General features: G+C 44.5%; 14 protein-coding genes. 10 read left to right on the top strand and 4 right to left on the bottom strand.

From position 1 onward, the window contains the following. Positions 1-22 precede the first annotated feature (22 nt). A complete protein-coding gene (locus LZZ85_RS01815) occupies positions 23-1,312 on the top strand; it encodes an amidohydrolase (protein WP_237868214.1) in 1,290 nt (429 codons plus the stop codon). 88 nt (positions 1,313-1,400) lie between these two features. Then, a complete protein-coding gene (locus tag LZZ85_RS01810; RefSeq protein WP_237868213.1) occupies positions 1,401-2,291 on the top strand; it encodes a serine hydrolase in 891 nt (296 codons plus the stop codon). Between the two features lie 67 nt (positions 2,292-2,358). On the opposite strand, the gene feoB is transcribed toward LZZ85_RS01810, so the two are convergent. Continuing rightward, positions 2,359-4,470 carry a ferrous iron transport protein B gene (gene feoB / locus LZZ85_RS01805; RefSeq protein ID WP_237868212.1) on the bottom strand — a complete coding sequence of 704 codons (2,112 nt, stop codon included), beginning with the start codon at positions 4,468-4,470 and terminating at the stop codon, positions 2,359-2,361. Positions 4,471-4,636: 166 nt separating this feature from the next. Between feoB and LZZ85_RS01800 the strand changes: the two genes are divergently transcribed. The 3 genes from LZZ85_RS01800 (at position 4,637) to LZZ85_RS01790 (ending at position 8,108) form a co-directional block, all read left to right on the top strand. Next, complete coding sequence (locus LZZ85_RS01800) at positions 4,637-6,289, top strand: M20/M25/M40 family metallo-hydrolase (protein WP_237868211.1); 1,653 nt, start codon at positions 4,637-4,639, stop codon at positions 6,287-6,289. A 1,014-nt stretch (positions 6,290-7,303) separates the two neighbouring features. After that, a complete protein-coding gene (locus LZZ85_RS01795; protein WP_237868210.1) occupies positions 7,304-7,753 on the top strand; it encodes an IPExxxVDY family protein in 450 nt (149 codons plus the stop codon). A 127-nt stretch (positions 7,754-7,880) separates the two neighbouring features. Then, complete coding sequence (locus tag LZZ85_RS01790; protein WP_237868209.1) at positions 7,881-8,108, top strand: 4a-hydroxytetrahydrobiopterin dehydratase; 228 nt, start codon at positions 7,881-7,883, stop codon at positions 8,106-8,108. Between the two features lie 36 nt (positions 8,109-8,144). On the opposite strand, the gene LZZ85_RS01785 is transcribed toward LZZ85_RS01790, so the two are convergent. Both LZZ85_RS01785 and rho read right to left on the bottom strand, forming a co-directional pair. Next, on the bottom strand, positions 8,145-9,236 hold the full coding sequence (locus LZZ85_RS01785; RefSeq protein WP_237868208.1) for a hypothetical protein: 1,092 nt from the start codon (positions 9,234-9,236) through the stop codon (positions 8,145-8,147). Positions 9,237-9,382: 146 nt separating this feature from the next. After that, on the bottom strand, positions 9,383-11,008 hold the full coding sequence (gene rho, locus LZZ85_RS01780) for a transcription termination factor Rho (protein WP_255723959.1): 1,626 nt from the start codon (positions 11,006-11,008) through the stop codon (positions 9,383-9,385). A 240-nt stretch (positions 11,009-11,248) separates the two neighbouring features. Here rho and asnS point away from each other — a divergent pair, with 240 nt between their 5' ends. Next, complete coding sequence (asnS, locus tag LZZ85_RS01775; RefSeq protein WP_237868207.1) at positions 11,249-12,709, top strand: asparagine--tRNA ligase; 1,461 nt, start codon at positions 11,249-11,251, stop codon at positions 12,707-12,709. A gap of 67 nt (positions 12,710-12,776) precedes the next feature. On the opposite strand, the gene LZZ85_RS01770 is transcribed toward asnS, so the two are convergent. After that, entirely contained in the window at positions 12,777-13,598 is an 822-nt protein-coding gene (locus LZZ85_RS01770; RefSeq protein ID WP_237868206.1) for a universal stress protein, read from the bottom strand. A 97-nt stretch (positions 13,599-13,695) separates the two neighbouring features. Here LZZ85_RS01770 and LZZ85_RS01765 point away from each other — a divergent pair, with 97 nt between their 5' ends. The 4 genes from LZZ85_RS01765 (at position 13,696) to LZZ85_RS01750 (ending at position 18,384) form a co-directional block, all read left to right on the top strand. Further along, complete coding sequence (locus LZZ85_RS01765; RefSeq protein WP_237868205.1) at positions 13,696-14,247, top strand: ExbD/TolR family protein; 552 nt, start codon at positions 13,696-13,698, stop codon at positions 14,245-14,247. Between the two features lie 350 nt (positions 14,248-14,597). Beyond that, entirely contained in the window at positions 14,598-14,948 is a 351-nt protein-coding gene (locus LZZ85_RS01760) for a PadR family transcriptional regulator (RefSeq protein ID WP_237868204.1), read from the top strand. Positions 14,949-14,977: 29 nt separating this feature from the next. Further along, on the top strand, positions 14,978-17,203 hold the full coding sequence (locus tag LZZ85_RS01755) for a PspC domain-containing protein (RefSeq protein WP_237868203.1): 2,226 nt from the start codon (positions 14,978-14,980) through the stop codon (positions 17,201-17,203). A gap of 449 nt (positions 17,204-17,652) precedes the next feature. Beyond that, on the top strand, positions 17,653-18,384 hold the full coding sequence (locus LZZ85_RS01750; protein ID WP_237868202.1) for a class I SAM-dependent methyltransferase: 732 nt from the start codon (positions 17,653-17,655) through the stop codon (positions 18,382-18,384). Positions 18,385-18,455: the final 71 nt, after the last annotated feature.

Below are 18,455 nucleotides of genomic sequence, written 5' to 3'. Positions count from 1 at the left end.
TTATATTCATAAAAATTTTCGGATGAAACGACTCCTGCTATCTACCACCGCCATTTCACTCTCGATAATTACCAGTGCTCAGCTTAAGCAAAAAATTGATGCGGCCATCAACAAGATAGAACCGCAGTGTATTGCCTGGCGCCAGGAAATACATAAACATCCTGAGCTTGGCAACCGGGAAGTAAATACTGCGAAAATGGTCGCCGCCCATCTGAGAAAACTGGGTCTCGAAGTAAAAGAAGGTGTTGCAAAAACAGGCGTTGTTGCCGTGTTGCAGGGAGGAAAACCGGGTCCGTGCATTGCGCTTCGGGCTGATATGGACGGGCTTCCGGTAACAGAGAGAGTAAACATTCCGTATGCATCGAAAGATAAAACGACTTACAATGGCGAACAGGTTGGAGTGATGCATGCTTGCGGTCATGATACACACGTCGCCATTCTTATGAGTGTTGCCGAAGTTCTTGCCGGCGTGAAGAACGATTTAAAAGGGTCTGTAAAATTTATTTTTCAACCTGCTGAAGAAGGTGCTCCGGAAGGAGAAGAAGGGGGAGCTGCGTTAATGGTCAAAGAGGGTGTAATGGAAAACCCAAAAGTCGATGCCGTTTTTGGTCTGCATATAGAATCTGCAATTGAAGAAGGAACGATTGAATATAAGTCCGGCTCCTTTATGGCTGCTGCGGATTTCTTCACTATCAAAGTAAAAGGAAAACCAAGCCACGGCTCGCAACCCTGGTTGGGAATTGACCCGATCGCAGCATCTGCGCAAATCATCCAGGGTTTACAAAATATTGTCAGCCGTCAATCGGAGCTTACAAAAGCGCCTGTCGTGATCACCGTTGGAAAAATACAAAGCGGTGTAAGGAATAATATTATTCCCGAAGAAGCAATCATGCTCGGAACTATTCGCACACTGGATAGTGATATGCAGAAAAAAGTGCACCAGGCGTTTCGTCATACGATCAAAACGATCGGCGATGCCTCTGGTGTTTCTACGGAAGTGATCATCGACACAAAAACATTGGTTACTTACAATGATCCTGCGCTTACAAAAAAAATGTTGCCCTCTCTCGAAAAAGCAATCGGGCCGCAGAATGTAAAAGAGAGAGAATGGGTAACTGGCGCGGAAGACTTCTCATACTATGGAACAAAAGCACCATCCCTGTTTCTTTATCTTGGAGGAATGCCCAGGGGAAATGACCCCAAAAAAGCGCCCCCACATCATACGGCTGATTTCTTTGTGACCGATGGCGCTATGAAAACCGGAGTGCAGGCTTTCTGCCAACTGGTGACAGACTATATGAACATTAAATGAGCCGGACCAATTTATAAAAAACGCATACAGCAGAAAGTTTCGATAATCTGCCGTATGCGTTTTTCTTTTTTATTAAATGAATATAATAATGAAAAACGGCCTCCTGATAATACTTTGCTGTGTGTTGTCTATCCAATCCTTTTCTCAGAAAACAGATAAGAAACTGCAGGCGTTACTCGAAACGTCCATTAAAGGATTTGAGGGGCAGATCGGCATATATGTGAAAAGCCTGAGAACAGGAGCAGTGGTAAATATTAACAGTGATACTGTATTCCCAACAGCAAGTATTGTAAAGGTTCCGATCATGATCGGTATAATGGACAAAATTGAAAAGGGCGAAATGCACTATGACTCCAGCCATATTTACAAAGATTCTTTGTTGTATGAAGGAGAAGATATTCTCGGATCGTTTAAAGATGGGGAAAAAATCGCGCTGAAAAAGATCATGATGCTGATGCTAACGACAAGTGATAACACCGCAAGTCTTTGGTTGCAAAAATTGGCAGGAACCGGAGTCCGGATCAATCAGCTGCTGGATAGTTTTGGATTCAGAAATACCCGCGTTAATTCAAGAACGCCAGGTAGGGAAGATATCAGAAAAATTTATGGTTGGGGACAAACCTCTCCGGCAGAATTGGGAACCTTGCTGGAGAAAATCTATCGCAGCGATATTTTTTCAAAGAAAGCTTGCGAGCGGATGATGCGGATCCTTGGCAGAAATTTCTGGGACGAGAACGAAGCCATTTCTATGATACCGCCTTATATAGAAGTCTTCAGTAAAAATGGTTGCGTGGATGCATCACGAAGCGAGGTCATGGTGGTGAACGGACCGACCAACCCGTACGTTTTTTGTGTATTCACAAAAAACAATAAGGACAAAAGCTGGACATATTCCAATGAGGCCTGGACACTGCAAAGAGAAATTTCTTCCTTGTTGTGGAAATATTTTGAACCCCGGGATAAATGGATAAAACCATAATTCTTTGTATTGGCAAAGTATAAAAAAGGCGCTACCAGGGTAGCGCCTTTTTTATTTCGATGATGTGTTACTTCAATAATTGATAGGCAATCCAACTTGCGAGATACGCCAGTGCTGTCATATACACCAGCTGTATCATCGGCCATTTCCAACTACGGGTTTCCCTTTTTACGATGGCGAGTGTACTCATGCATTGCATTGCGAATACGTAAAATAACATAAGAGATACGCCGGTTGCCAGTGTGTAAATCGGAGAACCATCTGCTCTTTTTGCTTCTCTCATTTTTTCTTTCAGCGGACCTTCGTTTTCTTCATCGCCAACGGCATATAATGTAGCCATCGTTCCTACAAAAACTTCGCGGGCCGCGAAAGAAGTGATAAGGGCGATACCGATCTTCCAGTCATATCCCAGGGGTTCAACAACCGGTTCAATTGCTTTACCTGCAATCCCAACATAGGAGTTTTCGAGTTTTGCATTGGCATAATTGAATTCAATCTGTGCCGAATCTGCCTCTGGTGAAGCAAGCGCCTGTTCGTAAGTCACAGTTGCTTCGTGCATACCTGATGCCGGACCAAATGAACTAAGCGCCCAAAGGATAAGACTGATCACCATGATCACTTTCCCGGCATCCACCACAAAGATCTTCGCTTTACTCCACATTGTCTGGAATACATTCTTCCATCTTGGTGAGCGATATGTTGGAAGTTCAAGAATAAAGAAACTTTTTTCGTTGATCCGGATGAACCATTTGGCAACATAAGAAACGACGAGGGCCATAAGAAATCCGATGAGGTACAGGCCGAGCATCACCAGTCCCTGGATACCAATAAATCCACCGATATACTTATTTGGAATTACTAACCCGATCAGGATTGTGTAAACCGGAAGTCGCGCAGAGCAGCTCATCAATGGAGTGATCAATATTGTAAGAAGTCGCTCTTTGCGGTTTTCAATATTACGGGCGCTCATCACAGCAGGAATTGCGCAGGCAAAACCACTGATCATGGGCATGACGCTTTTCCCGTTTAGTCCAACAGAGCGCATAAGACGATCGGTAAGAAAACTTATCCTGGCCATATAGCCGGTGTCTTCAAGAATTGTGATCAGGCCGAACAGGATCGCGATCTGCGGAACAAAAATGATGATCCCTCCCAGGCCGGCCACAATTCCGTTGACCAGCAGGTCGGTCCAGTTATTTTCCGGAAGGACCGACGAAAGCCAACCGGAGAAGGATGCGGTTCCGCCGTCAATCCAGTCCATTGGATAACTTGCCAGCCAGAATACACATTGGAATAGTACAAAAAGAACACCGAGCAGGATCAGGTATCCCCAGCGGCGATGGAGTAATATATTATCAAGTTTTTCGGTAAAAAGCGATTTCTGCAGGGGGTCTGGTTCAGAAACGGACACCTGCATAATATGTTTGATCCGTGAATAGCGCTGGAGAATTTCTTCGGCCTGGGTTTTTGTAGGATTGAACTGGTTACGGCGCTCGATATCTTCGATAAGGCTTTGTGTCCCTCCGTCGAGTTCAAAGGATTCGTGATTGATCAGGTAATGGATTGCGCCGTAATCGCTGATATCTGATCTGATTTTTTTGAAATCTTCAATTGATGCCGGAGCAAGTGCTTTATTATCGATAAAGTCTTTTACCGGTGATTTATACAAACCCTGGGCTGTTTGCTCAATGGCTTTTTTTAACTGGGGAATGCCTTTTTGTTTTCGTGGGTTGATGGACACAACCGGTACTCCCAGTTCACGTTCCAGTTCGGCGAGATCGATCTTGATCCCCTTTTTATTGGCAAGGTCCATCATCGTAAGGGCAACGACAACCGGAATCTTGAGGTCGATCAATTGAGTACAAAAGAGAAGATTTCGTTTGAGGTTGCTGGCATCAGCTACCGCAACCACAACGTCTGGCTTAACTTTTTCGTCCTGACCGAGCAAAACGCGGTAACTCACCCACTCATCGAGACGGCGCGGGTAGAGGCTATACGTTCCCGGAAGATCAATGATTTCGGCTTCTCCTGAAGATAATGTTGTAGAGCCTGTCTTTTTATCAACCGTAACACCGGGAAAATTGCCCACTTTCTGGTTCAATCCCGTTAGGCAGTTGAATAGTGAGCTTTTCCCACTATTGGGATTGCCCACCAATGCGATATGTAGTAGCTTGTTCAAGGTCCGCAAAAATAGAACTCATATACCAAAGCGGTTTACGAATTACGGTTTTATGACAAACCGCGATGTTAAAAAGCGGTCCGAATGCCGGATTCGGGGTAATTAAATGAGCAATCGTCCCGGAAAAAGCGAGAGGGTTAATACCTTTGCGCAAACATTTATTCTTATGATTTCGTTGCGCGCAAAGCTTGCATTCTCCCTGATCTTACTGGCTACAGCCGGGTCTGCTCAAAAGCTTAAAAAGACAGACAAACTGATCATTGCGAATTTGCAAACGCATATCTCTTATTTGGCAGATGATAAACTGGAGGGAAGAAGGGCTGGAAGCCCCGGCGAGAAACTTGCAATGGAATACATTGCCGCACAATTCAAGAATCTGGGGTTAAGCCCCAAAGGATCGGACGGTTTTTTTCAGCCATTTGAGATCCAGGAGGGCAAGCAGATAAAAGAAGGAACAATGTTTTCGGTCAACGGCGTAGCCCTGGCGAAAGAGAAAGACTTTTTCCCCTTTTCATTCAGCGCATTGAAATCGATCGAAGGCGCTCCGGCGATCGCTCTTCAGGAGGCCGGCGAGCCATGGTTTGTAGACCTGAAAGAGATCCTGATCGAAAATCAGAATAACCCGCATTTTGATCTCAATGAGTACATCCGCAATAATTCCCGCAAAGCTGCTGACAGAGGAGCTACGGCGGTGATCATTTATAACACATCTTCTACCGATGATAAGCTTTCATTTAATGCAAAAGATAAATCGCCGCTGGCTCCGGTGCCGGTTGTATATGTAAAAGGGGATGCCGCGAAAAAGTTTTTTAATGACGCTACTGCAACCTTGAACATAAAGCTGAAAGTAGATATTGGCGAAAAAAACAGGACAGGACATAATGTGGCAGCATACCTGGATAATGGTGCGGCATCGACCGTTGTGCTCGGAGCGCACTTCGATCACCTCGGATATGGCGAAGACAATAACTCAATGCTGCGCACCGGCGAAAAGCTTATTCATAATGGTGCAGATGACAATGCAAGCGGAACAGCAGCAATGCTTGAACTGGCCCGGATACTTAAGTCAAGCAAGGATAAAAGCAGCAACTATCTATTTCTTGCATTTTCCGGAGAAGAGCTGGGTTTGTTTGGCTCAAAATACTACACGGAAAATCCAACGATTGATCTTAAGTCTGTAAACTATATGATCAATATGGATATGGTAGGCAGATTGAATGACAGTACTAAAATGTTAACTGTGGGCGGATACGGCACATCACCTGAGTGGTCTGGTGTGATCAACCCCCAGGATAAGAAGTTGCAATTTGGAATTAAGATAGACTCAAGCGGTTCGGGTCCGAGCGATCATACATCATTCTACCGCAAAGACATTCCTGTATTATTTTTCTTTACAGGCCAGCATAAGGATTATCATCGTCCGACAGATGATGCTGACCGGATCAATTATACCGGCGAATTGTATGTGATCAATTATATAGAATCGATCATCAGTAAGCTGAACAAACAGAAAACGAAACTGGCATTTACAAAGACCAGGGAAACACAGGTGTCAACATCTTCATTCAAAGTGACCATGGGAATTATGCCTGACTATACGTACCCGGGAGAAGGGGTCAGGGCAGATGGGGTAACAGAAGGAAGGCCTGCAGCGAAAGCGGGTTTGAAAACGGGAGATGTGATCATCCAGTTAGGTTCACATAAGGTAAATTCGGTGGAGACATATATGCAGGCGCTTAACTCATTTAATAAAGGAGAAAAGGCAAAGGTTAAATATAAAAGAGGTAACCAGGTGATGGAGTCAGAGGTCGTGTTCTGATAGATAGAAAAGTTTTAAAGCCCGATAGTATTTACTGTCGGGCTTTTTGTTTTTATGCAGACAGCAATCACGCTGGCAGAGTTAAGCACCAGCAGAATATTTTTGTGAATCAGGCGATGGATCTTCCGTAAAATGGCGGGTGAAATATCGTTGGAGCGATATTCCTGATGTAATATCAACAGTCTTCTCTGCGAAGATCTCTTTGCATTCTTCTGGTCTTGCCGGAAGTAACGAACGAAGGGCAAAAGGCAGAGTGACAATATTTTCTGCTTTTGATCATTGTATTCCGTGAGTGCTTGTTGGACTGATCTTGCAACTGATGTTGCAGTTCGAGCGCCGTTAGCATGCGGAAATACTAATCAGGCTCGGGGTGCGCTGCGATGAACAATTATAAAGTTCGCGCTTCCATAAACGCCCCTAACCGGTCATTGCTGCCGGTCACAGTTTGACTGCGCACTCAAATATTTAAACACAACCTTCCCAATCCCGGCCCGGGTCAAAAAGTGTTTTCTTTCTTTTCAGATCAGCGCATGATCATGTGCTGATGATGAAGCGGGCGTCGTTGACAGAGTACTTGCTAACTGAATACGATCATTCATGTTCGCATGTCATCCTGCCGCTATTAAGGCAGCTTCATTTTCCTGTTTTTCTTTCTTTTTATCTTCTCATCGTCTCTGTTTTTTATTTTCCAATAATATAAAATAATGCCTCCGCCTACGACGGGCACCCACCCTCCCATCCGCTGTAAGCGGAGGCAACTAAATTGAGATATCTCTTTGTAAATATCGCTCATAGCGATAGGGTAAGCCAAGGGGAAAACACAAAATAATCCGGGAAAATAACGTAAGGAATACGATTAAAAAGCGAAGAGGTTCACGGACAGAAATAATAAAATCACAATCCAGCAGAATAAAGAAGATCAGCAAAATAAGATTGGGTTTTATTCATGATCTTTGAGCCTGGTACAAAATTTATTAGTTAAATTCAATTGTACAATCCTTTAAACAGATCACATTGTCGGATAGAAGCCTGAAATTAGCGATCAATAACCATGACCTCGCGGAAGCGTTTTTCGAAGACACGCGTTTGCTTGGGATCATGGCGCCTGTAAAAGACTATCAGTTTTGCTGGCAATTGAATAGTATGCTGGGAATGGACTTCCGGATCAATAACGACATAGAGATCCGCCTGAATAAAAAAAAGCGCGATTACTACTTTTCTGTTTTTGAATTCAAAGAGCCAACGGGCTCTCTCGCTCACTATGTTTATAAAAATCAGTTTGATGGGGAATACCTTCTTCCGGAATTCAAACACCTCGATTTCCTGTGGTTAATGAAAGATGACTGGGTCTCGGATCCCGATCTTCAGCAGTTCATTCAACAGGTCAAATCTCTTAACGGCGTTCAACTCGTAGCTGAACTTACCAACGAAAGAATAAAGAATAAAGAACACCTCGTTTTTTAATTGTGTTTCCTGATGATCATTACCTGAAAACACAGAATGCCCTCCGCAGGAATCAGCGAAAATGGTGGAAAATTGTTCGCGGATCTTCTTTAGCCCAATAATTGCAGCTCTTCCCTAAACAAGTATTATGTGGAAAGAAGAAAATAATAAGCTCTATCAAAAGTTCCAGTTTAAGGACTTTTCAGAGGCTTTTTCATTTATGACAAGGGTGGCCCTGGCTGCGGAAAAAATGGATCATCATCCCGAGTGGAAAAATGTTTACAACACCGTTGAGGTTTGGTTATCCACCCATGATGCCGGCAATGTGGTTACCGAAAAAGATAAAAAGCTTGCCGCATTAATCGACAAGCTTTGACCAGGATTGTTATGGAATATTTTAAAAAATTGGGGTCTACTTTTTCTTTCGCCGGAATATCACCGATGCGTTTGTTTGAAGGTCAGCGCTGAAATGGAGTTGATAGGTTTCTTCGCCGTCGTGTATCACAAGCAGACCGGTATTTGGAGGAAATTTACCAAGATTTTCTGCATATAACAACAACGTTGTTTCTTCCTGATCAGCAGGCAGATAGATCGTTTTTTTAAGAGCCGACGCTTTCAGCATTTGTTTTGCGATGATAACTTCACCGTTCAATAGCAGACTGACTGTATCCCCGTCCACTTCGCCATTGTCATACAGGGCAAGAACAAGGCTGTCAGATTTGAACGTTACAACTTTGGGAACGCTATTCTTTCTTTCTTTTACAAAAGCAGCAGGAAGAGCTGGTGCTGTTGGCGGTGGTATTGTCCCGTTCGCCGGCGCTGATTCAGTGCGGGAGAGATCCTTGTTTATTTTGTTTTCTGCTTTCTCTGTTTTCGCTATGGCCTTCTCCTGTTTTTTTACAGGGGGCTTTACACTCTCTTCCAGCCTGGCGGGTGACGGCGTTTTTTCAGGATTGTTTTTTGCGACGGAAGGCTTAGTCTCTTTGCTTTCCCTGTAAAACGCGACATCATCAGACTTTCCTAATTCCTGCAGATGCGGAAAGATCTTAGAGTTGTCAAGATTTTTTTCTGAACGAAGGGCAACGCCTCCCGAGATGGAATAAAACGTCTTGGTCTTATTTGTCTTCCAGTTTCCGTCAAGATGCCAGGTGGTATCTTCCAGGCGTTGCCTGAATATGTAGGAAACCTTCACGCCTTTATCCTGCCGTCCCGGAAAATTGGTGGAGATCACTTCGTCGTCTTTTACTTCACAAACACCATCCGCTACTATTCCTTTAACCCGCTTTATGGTATAAAAAAGAGTGTCCCGAACGACGAAGGCCGTGCGGGTGTATCCATACACTTTCCCTCTGTATTCGGTTAATGCCAGTTCAAAGGATTGGTCTTTCCTTACAGTTGAGCTATCGTTGCTCAATGTTCCGGTCCACAGACCTGTAAGGCTCTGTTGCGCCTGAGAGGCTGCAGGAAGCAAAAGAAATAAGAGTAAATACCGAAGAGTTTTCATACTGTCAATAGATATAAGATTTGCAGGTCTACAACGTAGAAAACGATCATTTCTTGTGAAAGGTCGTGTTTGGAAGCGGCATTAATAATGCCAATAAAAAAGCCCCGGATTGTGGATCCGGGGCCTGTACTGGTATTTTGAATAGATTATCTGTTCATGCTTGCAAGGAACTCTTCATTGTTTTTGGTCCCTTTCATTCTGTTTTGCAACTCACGCATAGCTTCTTCGGTATTCATATCTGAAAGGAAAACGCGAAGGAGGTTCATTCGTTGTAGTACATCTTTTTCAAGCAACAGGTCATCACGGCGGGTAGAAGACGCTGTGAGGTCAATTGCGGGATAGATGCGTTTATTTGCCAGGCGGCGATCGAGCTGAAGCTCCATGTTGCCGGTACCTTTGAATTCCTCGAAGATCACCTCGTCCATTTTGCTACCTGTATCTACGAGGGCCGTTGCGATGATGGTAAGCGAGCCTCCGTTTTCAATTTTACGGGCTGCGCCAAAGAACTGCTTTGGCTTTTGCATTGCATTTGCTTCCACACCACCTGAAAGAACTTTACCAGAAGCCGGAGCAACGGTATTGTGTGCACGAGCAAGGCGGGTGATAGAATCAAGGAGGATCACGACGTCATGTCCGCACTCTACAAGGCGTTTTGCTTTTTGCAGGGCTATCGTTGAAACCTTAACGTGTTTTTCAGCAGGCTCATCGAATGTAGATGCGATAACTTCAGCTCTGACACTTCTTTCCATATCGGTAACTTCCTCAGGGCGCTCATCCACCAGAACGACCATCAGGTAGCATTCCGGGTGGTTCGCAGCGATCGCGTTTGCGACGGCTTTGAGCAGCATCGTTTTACCGGTTTTAGGCTGTGCAACGATCAGGCCACGCTGACCTTTACCGATAGGGGTAAAGAGGTCCATGATGCGTGTTGAATAATCGCTGGGAGCTGTGAACAGGTTGAGCTTTTCGAAAGGGAACAGCGGAGTGAGATAATCAAACGGAACGCGGTCTCTTACTTCTTCAGGGCTCTTATTGTTGATAGCGTCAACCTTCAGCAGCGCAAAATATTTTTCACCTTCTTTAGGAGGACGGACAGCTCCCGCAACAGTATCTCCGGTTTTAAGGCCGAATAATTTTATCTGCGAGGGAGAAACATATACGTCATCTGGAGAGGAGAGATAGTTGTAGTCAGAAGAGCGAAGGAATCCGTATCCGTCAGGCATCATTTCGAGTACACCCTCTGAAAGAATGATTCCATCAAACTCTATATTGAAATGCTGTTCGCGTCTTTGCGGATAAACCTTAGCGGGCTGCTGGGGAGCAGACTCTGCAACCTGGTGATCTTCTGCCGGCTGAATGGATGGTTGTTGCTCTTCTTCCTGGATCGACTCTGGCTGGGCTTCGGAAATCAGCTCCTGTTGTTCAGAAACCTCTTTGTCCTCTGGCTTTTTACGGCCTCTTTTCGCGGGAGCCTTTTCTTCCTTTTTAGGCATAGGGGCGGGTTTTTTATTGTTGGATTTTTTGTCTTCACCGCTGTCTTCAACCACCGCTTCTTCAGTAGTAATTCCAGTGGAAGTTTTAATAATACGCTTACGTTTGCCTTTGTCATCAGTAGGAGTGCCGCCTTTAGAACCGGCTATAGCTTGACTATCGAGGATCTTGTAAACGAGTTCTTGTTTGTCTAGTTTTTTTGCGTTGGGGATACGCAGTTGCTCAGCAATGTCAAGCAACTCAGGAACGAGCATGTCGTTCAATTGCAGGATGTCGTACATACAAAATGTTGAAGGTTAACACAGTATACCGTGATCACGAATCTGAAAAATGAAAAAAGGTTGAATTTTTGTTGAATGGAAATGATCAAAACGTGATGAGCTAACTAAGGGAGTAATGAACTAACCAGTCGTTTCTTTCCGCTGCAAGTATACGGCCTTTTTCGTAAATTCCAAAATTTGACTTTGGGTGTAAATGCCCTGGGCATTAAGCCCTTATCTTTGCTCTCCGAAAATCAAACTATGTTCAACAAACGCACAAAGATCAAAGACCTATTGGTTCAGGAACCAACAGGCCAGGAAGTAACCGTGATGGGATGGGTAAGATCATTCCGGAATAATCAGTTTATGGCAGTGAATGACGGTTCGACAAATAATAATGTGCAGGTTGTTCTTGAGCTCGGAAAGTTGGATGACGAAACGCTCAAAAGAATCACCTCATCCGCTTCTGTGAAAGTTACCGGTAAAGCGATCGCTTCATTGGGCAAAGGACAGAAGATGGATCTTGTTGCGGATACCCTGGAAATACTCGGAGATAGTGATCCGATGAAATACCCGTTGCAGTTAAAGAATAAACCAACACTGGAATATCTCAGAGAGATCGCGCATCTGCGCTTCCGTACAAATACATTTGGAGCAGTATTCCGCGTTCGCCACGCGCTCGCATTCGCTATTCATAAATTTTTTAACGATAAAGGATTTGTGTACCTGCATACGCCCATCATTACCGCAAGTGATGCAGAAGGTGCTGGTGAAATGTTCCGGGTATCAACGTTGCCATTAGACAATCCGCCAAAAAATGATGACGGCTCCATCAACTTCAGAGAAGACTTCTTTGGTAAAACGACCAATCTCACCGTAAGCGGTCAGCTTGAAGGAGAACTTGGTGCTACTGCATTTGGTGAGATCTATACTTTCGGGCCAACATTCCGTGCAGAGAACTCGAATACGGCCCGTCACCTTGCTGAGTTCTGGATGATTGAACCAGAGGTGGCGTTCAATGATCTTGAAGATAACGCAAACCTGGCTGAAGAATTTATCAAGTATCTGATCCGTTATGCGATGGAAAATAACAGGGACGATCTTGATTTCCTTGCGCAGCGCCTTGCAGAAGAAGAAAAGCAACTTCCGCAGGATAAGAGAAGTGAAATGGGATTGATAGAAAAGCTGGAGTTTGTTATGAACAACGACTTTGAGCGTGTTACTTATACAGAAGCGATCGATATTCTTTTACAATCTCCAGCGTACAAAAAGAAGAAGTTTGCATACGAAGTAAAGTGGGGGATCGATATGCAGAGTGAACATGAAAGATATCTTGTAGAGAAGCATTTTAAGAAGCCTGTGATCGTTACGAACTATCCGGCAGCCATCAAGGCGTTTTACATGCGTTCGAATGATGATGCAAATCCGGAATTGGGCCGCGGTCCTACTGTGGCGGCAATGGATATTCTTGCTCCCGGCATTGGTGAGATCGTTGGTGGATCACAAAGAGAAGAACGATATGATCGCCTCCTCGAAAGAATGAGTGAAATGCATATTCCGGCGGAAGAACTTTGGTGGTATCTTGATACCAGGCGGTTCGGAACTGTACCGCATGCAGGGTTTGGACTTGGATTCGAGAGAATGGTATTGTTCGTGACAGGTATGACAAATATCAGAGACGTGATTGCGTTTCCCCGTACTCCTGGTTCTGCTGAATTCTAGGCTAAAGGGAAATAAGTAAAAAAGGAGAATGAAAAACATTCTCCTTTTTTTATTGTGTGACAGCAGACTAATTGTGAAGTGTCACTACGGGAATATGAGAGTGATAGATGAGTTGTTTCGTGGAACTTTTTTTAAAGAGACCTTCCAGGAGTTTATGTTTTTTAGGAATGGTGATGATGAGATCGAGATTATTTTTTTCTGCAAACTCATGAACACCGTCTTCTATGTCTTTATGTTTGATAAAATGAAATTGAGGGTTCAATTCGCTAAGGGCCGCCTGAAGCAAAGATGATTGCTCGGAGGACGCTTCCGGCGTTTCTTCGAAATGAATGTTCAGGATATGAAATTCGGCGTCAAATTGTGCCGCGAATTTTTTGAGGCCTTCCGCAGGAATTGTTTCTGCAACTTCACGAAGATCACAGGCAAGACCAATTTTTTTGATGCCATTGCCATAACCTTTGCCGGTTGGTACGCAGATGACCGGCCAGGTAACATGTTTGATAACATTTAAAGTATTACTTCCGAAAATTACGCGTTCGACAGCGGAGCTTCCTGTGGTACCCATGATGATCGCATATGGCTGCGTTTTTGAACCAAGATCTTCTAACTCGTCCGTTACATTTCCCAGCCGGGCTTCTGTATAGATCTTTATTTTCCCTCCCGTAACACGTTCCAGTTCCTGACGGGCAATATCAAGTCTTTTTTCCGCATCGGCTTTTAGATCCTCAACAGAGACAAGGATCAGTGGCGTATCTGTAATGGCTACAGGGATCTGGTATATATGTAAAAGCATGAGGCTTGCGTTGATCGCAAGAGCCATATCGATGGCATAGTTTGTCGCATTGATCGCAACGGGTGAGAAATCGGTGGGGACGATGATTGTTTTCATGTATAAGCTGTTTATAATTAGCAAGCAAGAAGAATGCCGGGCGATAGTGTTTATGGATTTAGGTATGCTAAGCGTCTCATGCTGAAAACCCTGCATTATGGCAAACATAACCGAACAAGCAACTAACAATTCCCGTTCGCGCAGCGCAGCTCGCGTGAAAAGGCATTCCGCAAGAACAGACATGACTCCAATGGTAGATCTTGGTTTTTTGTTGATCGCATTTTTTGTGATGACAACCGAGATGAGTAAGCCGGCGGTTACAAAGCTGGTCATGCCAAAGGAAACAACAGATGGTCATGTCAACAAGATTTGCAATTCCACTGCGCTGACTCTTTTGATCGGAGGAGAGAAGCTTTATTATTATGTCGGTGATTGGGAACAAGCGCAAGATGCCGGTGAGGTTTATGAAACAAGCTTTTCTGTAAAAGACGGAATTGGTAAAGTTATCCGTGAGCGGCAGGCATGGTTAGGTAAAGAGAAAATCTCCGGGGAGGGTCGTGACGGACTGGTTTTTCTGATAAAGCCAGGAAAAGAGGCTAATTATCAACAGGTAATTGACGCGATGGACGAAACGCAGATCAACGGAGTTAAGAGGTATGTCATCGTTTCTCCTGGCGAGGAAGAATCAGCTCTTCTCGCCCGGAAATGACGGATTTCGCCTTGTTAAATAAAAAACACAACGCAGCGACGGGCAGAAAATGGCCAGTCACTGCGTTGTGTTTTTTATGAAATACCGGAATATTTACCGACAAAATCTGCCGTTCGTCCGGTGAAAAGCTCCTTCCGTACAATCTCAAATGACATCGCCTTTTGTCAGAAAACCCCGAGCGACGTGATTTTCAAATAGTTGCGAGATCGGTAAGGCACTGGTCATAAAACATTACTTTAAAAAAGCTGGTACTTTGTGTTGCATAGTACCAAATATCACCCTATCTTTGTTTTACAAACGGAGAAAAGGGCGCTGAACCTTATCCTTGCCCTCTCCACAAAATCGAGTTTATGAATATAGAGAACACACAGAGCCAGATGCGGAAAGGTATTTTGGAGTTTTGTATTCTCTCCATTATTCGCCGGGGTGAGGCCTACCCCAGCGATATTGTGGAGGAGATGCGGGCCGCAAATCTCCAGATCCTTGAGGGTACGCTCTATCCACTTTTGACCCGCCTGAAAAATGCCGACATGCTCACTTACCGATGGGTAGAAAGCAATTCAGGGCCGCCACGCAAATACTTTTCGCTGACGGAAAAAGGCGAAACTTTTTACAAAGAACTTGAACAAACCTGGAACGAATTATCAAACGGAGTAAATGCTCTGGCAAACAAGAACGATAAGACGTTTAACCAACCATAACCACATCGCTTCAACCCAAAATATTTGACATGAAAAAGATCATTAACATAAACCTTAGCGGCAGGGTAATACCTATCGAAGATTCGGCTTATGAAAAGCTGCAGGGTTATATCGAAAGCCTGCGCCGTCACTTTGCCAATGAAGAAGGTCGTGACGAGATCATTAATGATATCGAAAGCCGTATCGCGGAATTGATGAATGATAAGATCCGTAAAGGCGCAAGCTGTGTAACGGATGCTGATGTCGACGAGATCATTGCTTCTATGGGAAGACCGGAAGATTTTGATGACGATGCTGCGGACGCAGAGAGTAACACTCAGGCTGGTCAATCGCAGCAACAGTATTATGACTCTTCAAATACAAGGCCCCGGACACGTTTATTCCGTGACACGAGCGACAAGCTTATCGGCGGTGTATGTAGTGGTCTGGCGGCTTATATGAATGTGGATCCTTCCATTGTCCGGATCCTGTTTGCGATCATCACATTTGGAGGTTTCGGTGTAGGCTTTTTGATCTATATCATTCTCTGGATGGTATTGCCTACCAAAGACCTTGAAGGATATACCGGGAAAAGACTATACCGTAATTCGGACGATAAAGTGATCGGCGGTGTTGCCGGCGGTCTTGCTGCATATTTTAATAAAGAATCCTGGTTGATCAGGTTGATCTTTGTCGGTCCTCTCGCATTGAATATCCTGTTTGGTATCATTGGTGGACTTACCTGGAGTTATCATTTCGATGTGTTTCCTAATATAGTATTCGGGTCGCTGAATGGTACGTTGTTTTTGATCTATATCGTATTGTGGATGGTATTACCTGAAGCGAAAACGAACTATGAAAAGATGGAAATGCGTGGTGAAAAGGTTGACGTGAACCGGATACGTGATAATGTTCGCCAGGAAATGGGCGGCGTAAGGGATCGTGTGAAAAACTGGAGCGAAGAGGTGAAAGAGTCTGCCCAGAATTTTGGGAATCGAGCAAAGGAGTTTGCAAATACGAAAGGAAAAGCATTCACATCGGAAGTAAACGACACCGCGCGGCGCAGCGGGCAGGGCATCGGACATATGATCGGCGTGATCTTCAAAGCTTTCTTCCTGTTCGTCTTTGGCTCAATCGTGCTTGCACTGTTTGTTGTACTGCTCGCATTACTTTTCGGTGGCATGGCATGGTGGCCTGTAACAAATTTCCTTTGGACGAGCAATACGCAAAAGATCCTGGCATTGGGAACATTGTTATTCTTCCTGGTAGTTCCCCTGGTCGGGTTAATTACCTGGGTCATCCGCCGCCTGATCGGGGTCCGTTCCAGAAACAGTTACCTCGGATGGACATTCGGATTTCTCTGGACGATCGGTTGGGTTTGTCTGATCCTGTTAGTATCGAGTATTACACGCGATTTCAAGGATTATCAACAGGTCAGCAATGAAATCGCTTTGTCAAAACAACCTTCCAATGGCAAGATGATCGTAATGGTAAAGGAGCAGGGTTTAGATTACAGAGGAAACTTTGGATGGCTGAATGATGATATCGAAGGATGGGATATTTCTGATGACACGATGAGAATGTCTACGATCAGGATCAATGTTATTCCAAGCGCTGATAGCAGTTTCCATGTTTTTGAAAAGAAGCACAGTTACGGACGTGATAGGAACGATGCATTGAAAAGAGCACAATCAATGAATTATTCGATCTCCGCTGCGGATAGCATTCTGGATATTGGAAATGGTTATAATGTAGGCAAGGATGTCAAGTTCCGTTTGCAGCAGGTGGAAGTCGAAATACATGTTCCTGTTGGTAAAAAGATCCGGTTCGATCGGTCGGTCAGAGAAAAGTTGAACCCTTCGAAATTCACCGTAAAAAGAAGCAGACGCCGCTTCAGTGGTGTTAACATCGACAATGATTACGGGTTCAATTATTCTACGAATACAGATTACGTAATGACCGCCGAGGGATTGAAAAGCCTGAGTCGGATCAACACAGCCAGCGATCCTGAGGAGACAGAGTCTTCATCGGACGGCAGGTCCCGCAGCAGTGATTACAGATACGAAAGAAAGGCTGCGGATTCAATCGACCTGGAAAGGAAGATCGAAGAAGAGAAGCGTAAAAAAGACGAAAGTGAACGTGTTATCCGCGAGTTGCAAGAGCAACAAAAGAAATCACAATCTACCAGTGCTGTTGAAATGGAAAAGCTCGATAACAACCAGGACGATGCGATAGGATCTCCTTCAGGAGTATTCTCTATTGTAAGATGGCTGTAAAAAATATTACCCTAAACTGTAACCGAAACCAGGCGGTTGCGTCAGATTATCCAAACTTGGTTGAAGTTGAAAGTCGCCCAGGCGACGTACAAAGGCCCCGTTCACGGGGCTTTTCTATTTTGAAGCAGGCGAGAGAAATCTAATGTTGATCAATCTTCTGAGCGAACTTAACGACGCTGGTCCCGGCTCTGGCAGGCCTAACGTTTATCATTTGATCCTTACCACCGGTCAGGGGTTAAAAATCTCAGTCGACTTCTGTGCACTGGTGTTCTGCCGGCTGACAAAGCCTATACAGATTTTATCACCGGGCGATAGACCAAACATTTAAAGAAAACAAAAAACGCTTTCGTGCGGCCCCATTATCAATGAGTTAGAGATGGTTCACGGAAATAGGGAATGAAAATTGATCTGTTCCGGAGCAATGGCATGATAAAACCAAACCGTACAGCATGAAAAATAACTTTTCCGATCAGGCCCGGCAGTATGCAATATACCGGCCCACATACCCTCCGGAATTATTCGAGTTTCTGATGGAGCATGTAAACCAGCGTGAGGCGGTCTGGGATTGTGCAACGGGAAATGGTCAAACAGCCGTAGCGCTTGCTAAATACTTTGAACAGGTTTATGCGACTGATATTAGCCAGCAGCAATTAAATAACGCTCAGTTTGGGCCCAACATTACCTACAGCTTGCAGGCTGCCGAGCATACGGCATTCGAAGATGATAAATTTAACCTGGTCACGGTATCACAAGCGTTGCATTGGTTCCAGTTTGATGCTTTTTATAAAGAGGTTTATCGTGTTACAAAAACAGGCGGAGTCTTTGCTGCCTGGGCATATTCACTGTTGACAATTTCACCGGAGATCGACGAGTATATAAGGGATTACCATTTTAATATCCTGAAAGATCATTGGGATGAAGAGAGACGATTTGTTGACGAACGATACGAGAGCATACCTTTTCCTTTTGATGAGATAGCAAGTCCTGATTTTGTTATTACATATGACTGGTCGCTTGAAAACCTGGAAGGGTATTTACAAACCTGGTCGGCGTATCAGAATTTTGTAAAGTCGAACGGATTTGATCCGGTGGAAGCGTTGATCATAAAGATCCGGCCATATTGGAGTGAAAAGAGGAGGGTAGTATTTCCGGTACATATGAGAGTTGGGAGGGTAAAGTGAGTTCTTGGGGGAGGAGGAAATGGGGAATAGGAAGTCATAGGCAGGGCGGTGGGTGTCTTGGCTGGCAGAGG

It is taken from the genome of Terrimonas ginsenosidimutans (assembly GCF_022012415.1).
GTDB classification, from domain to species: Bacteria; Bacteroidota; Bacteroidia; order Chitinophagales; family Chitinophagaceae; genus Terrimonas_A; species Terrimonas_A ginsenosidimutans.
Note: the sequence above shows the minus strand (reverse complement) of the source record. Positions and strands in the feature narration are given on the sequence as shown.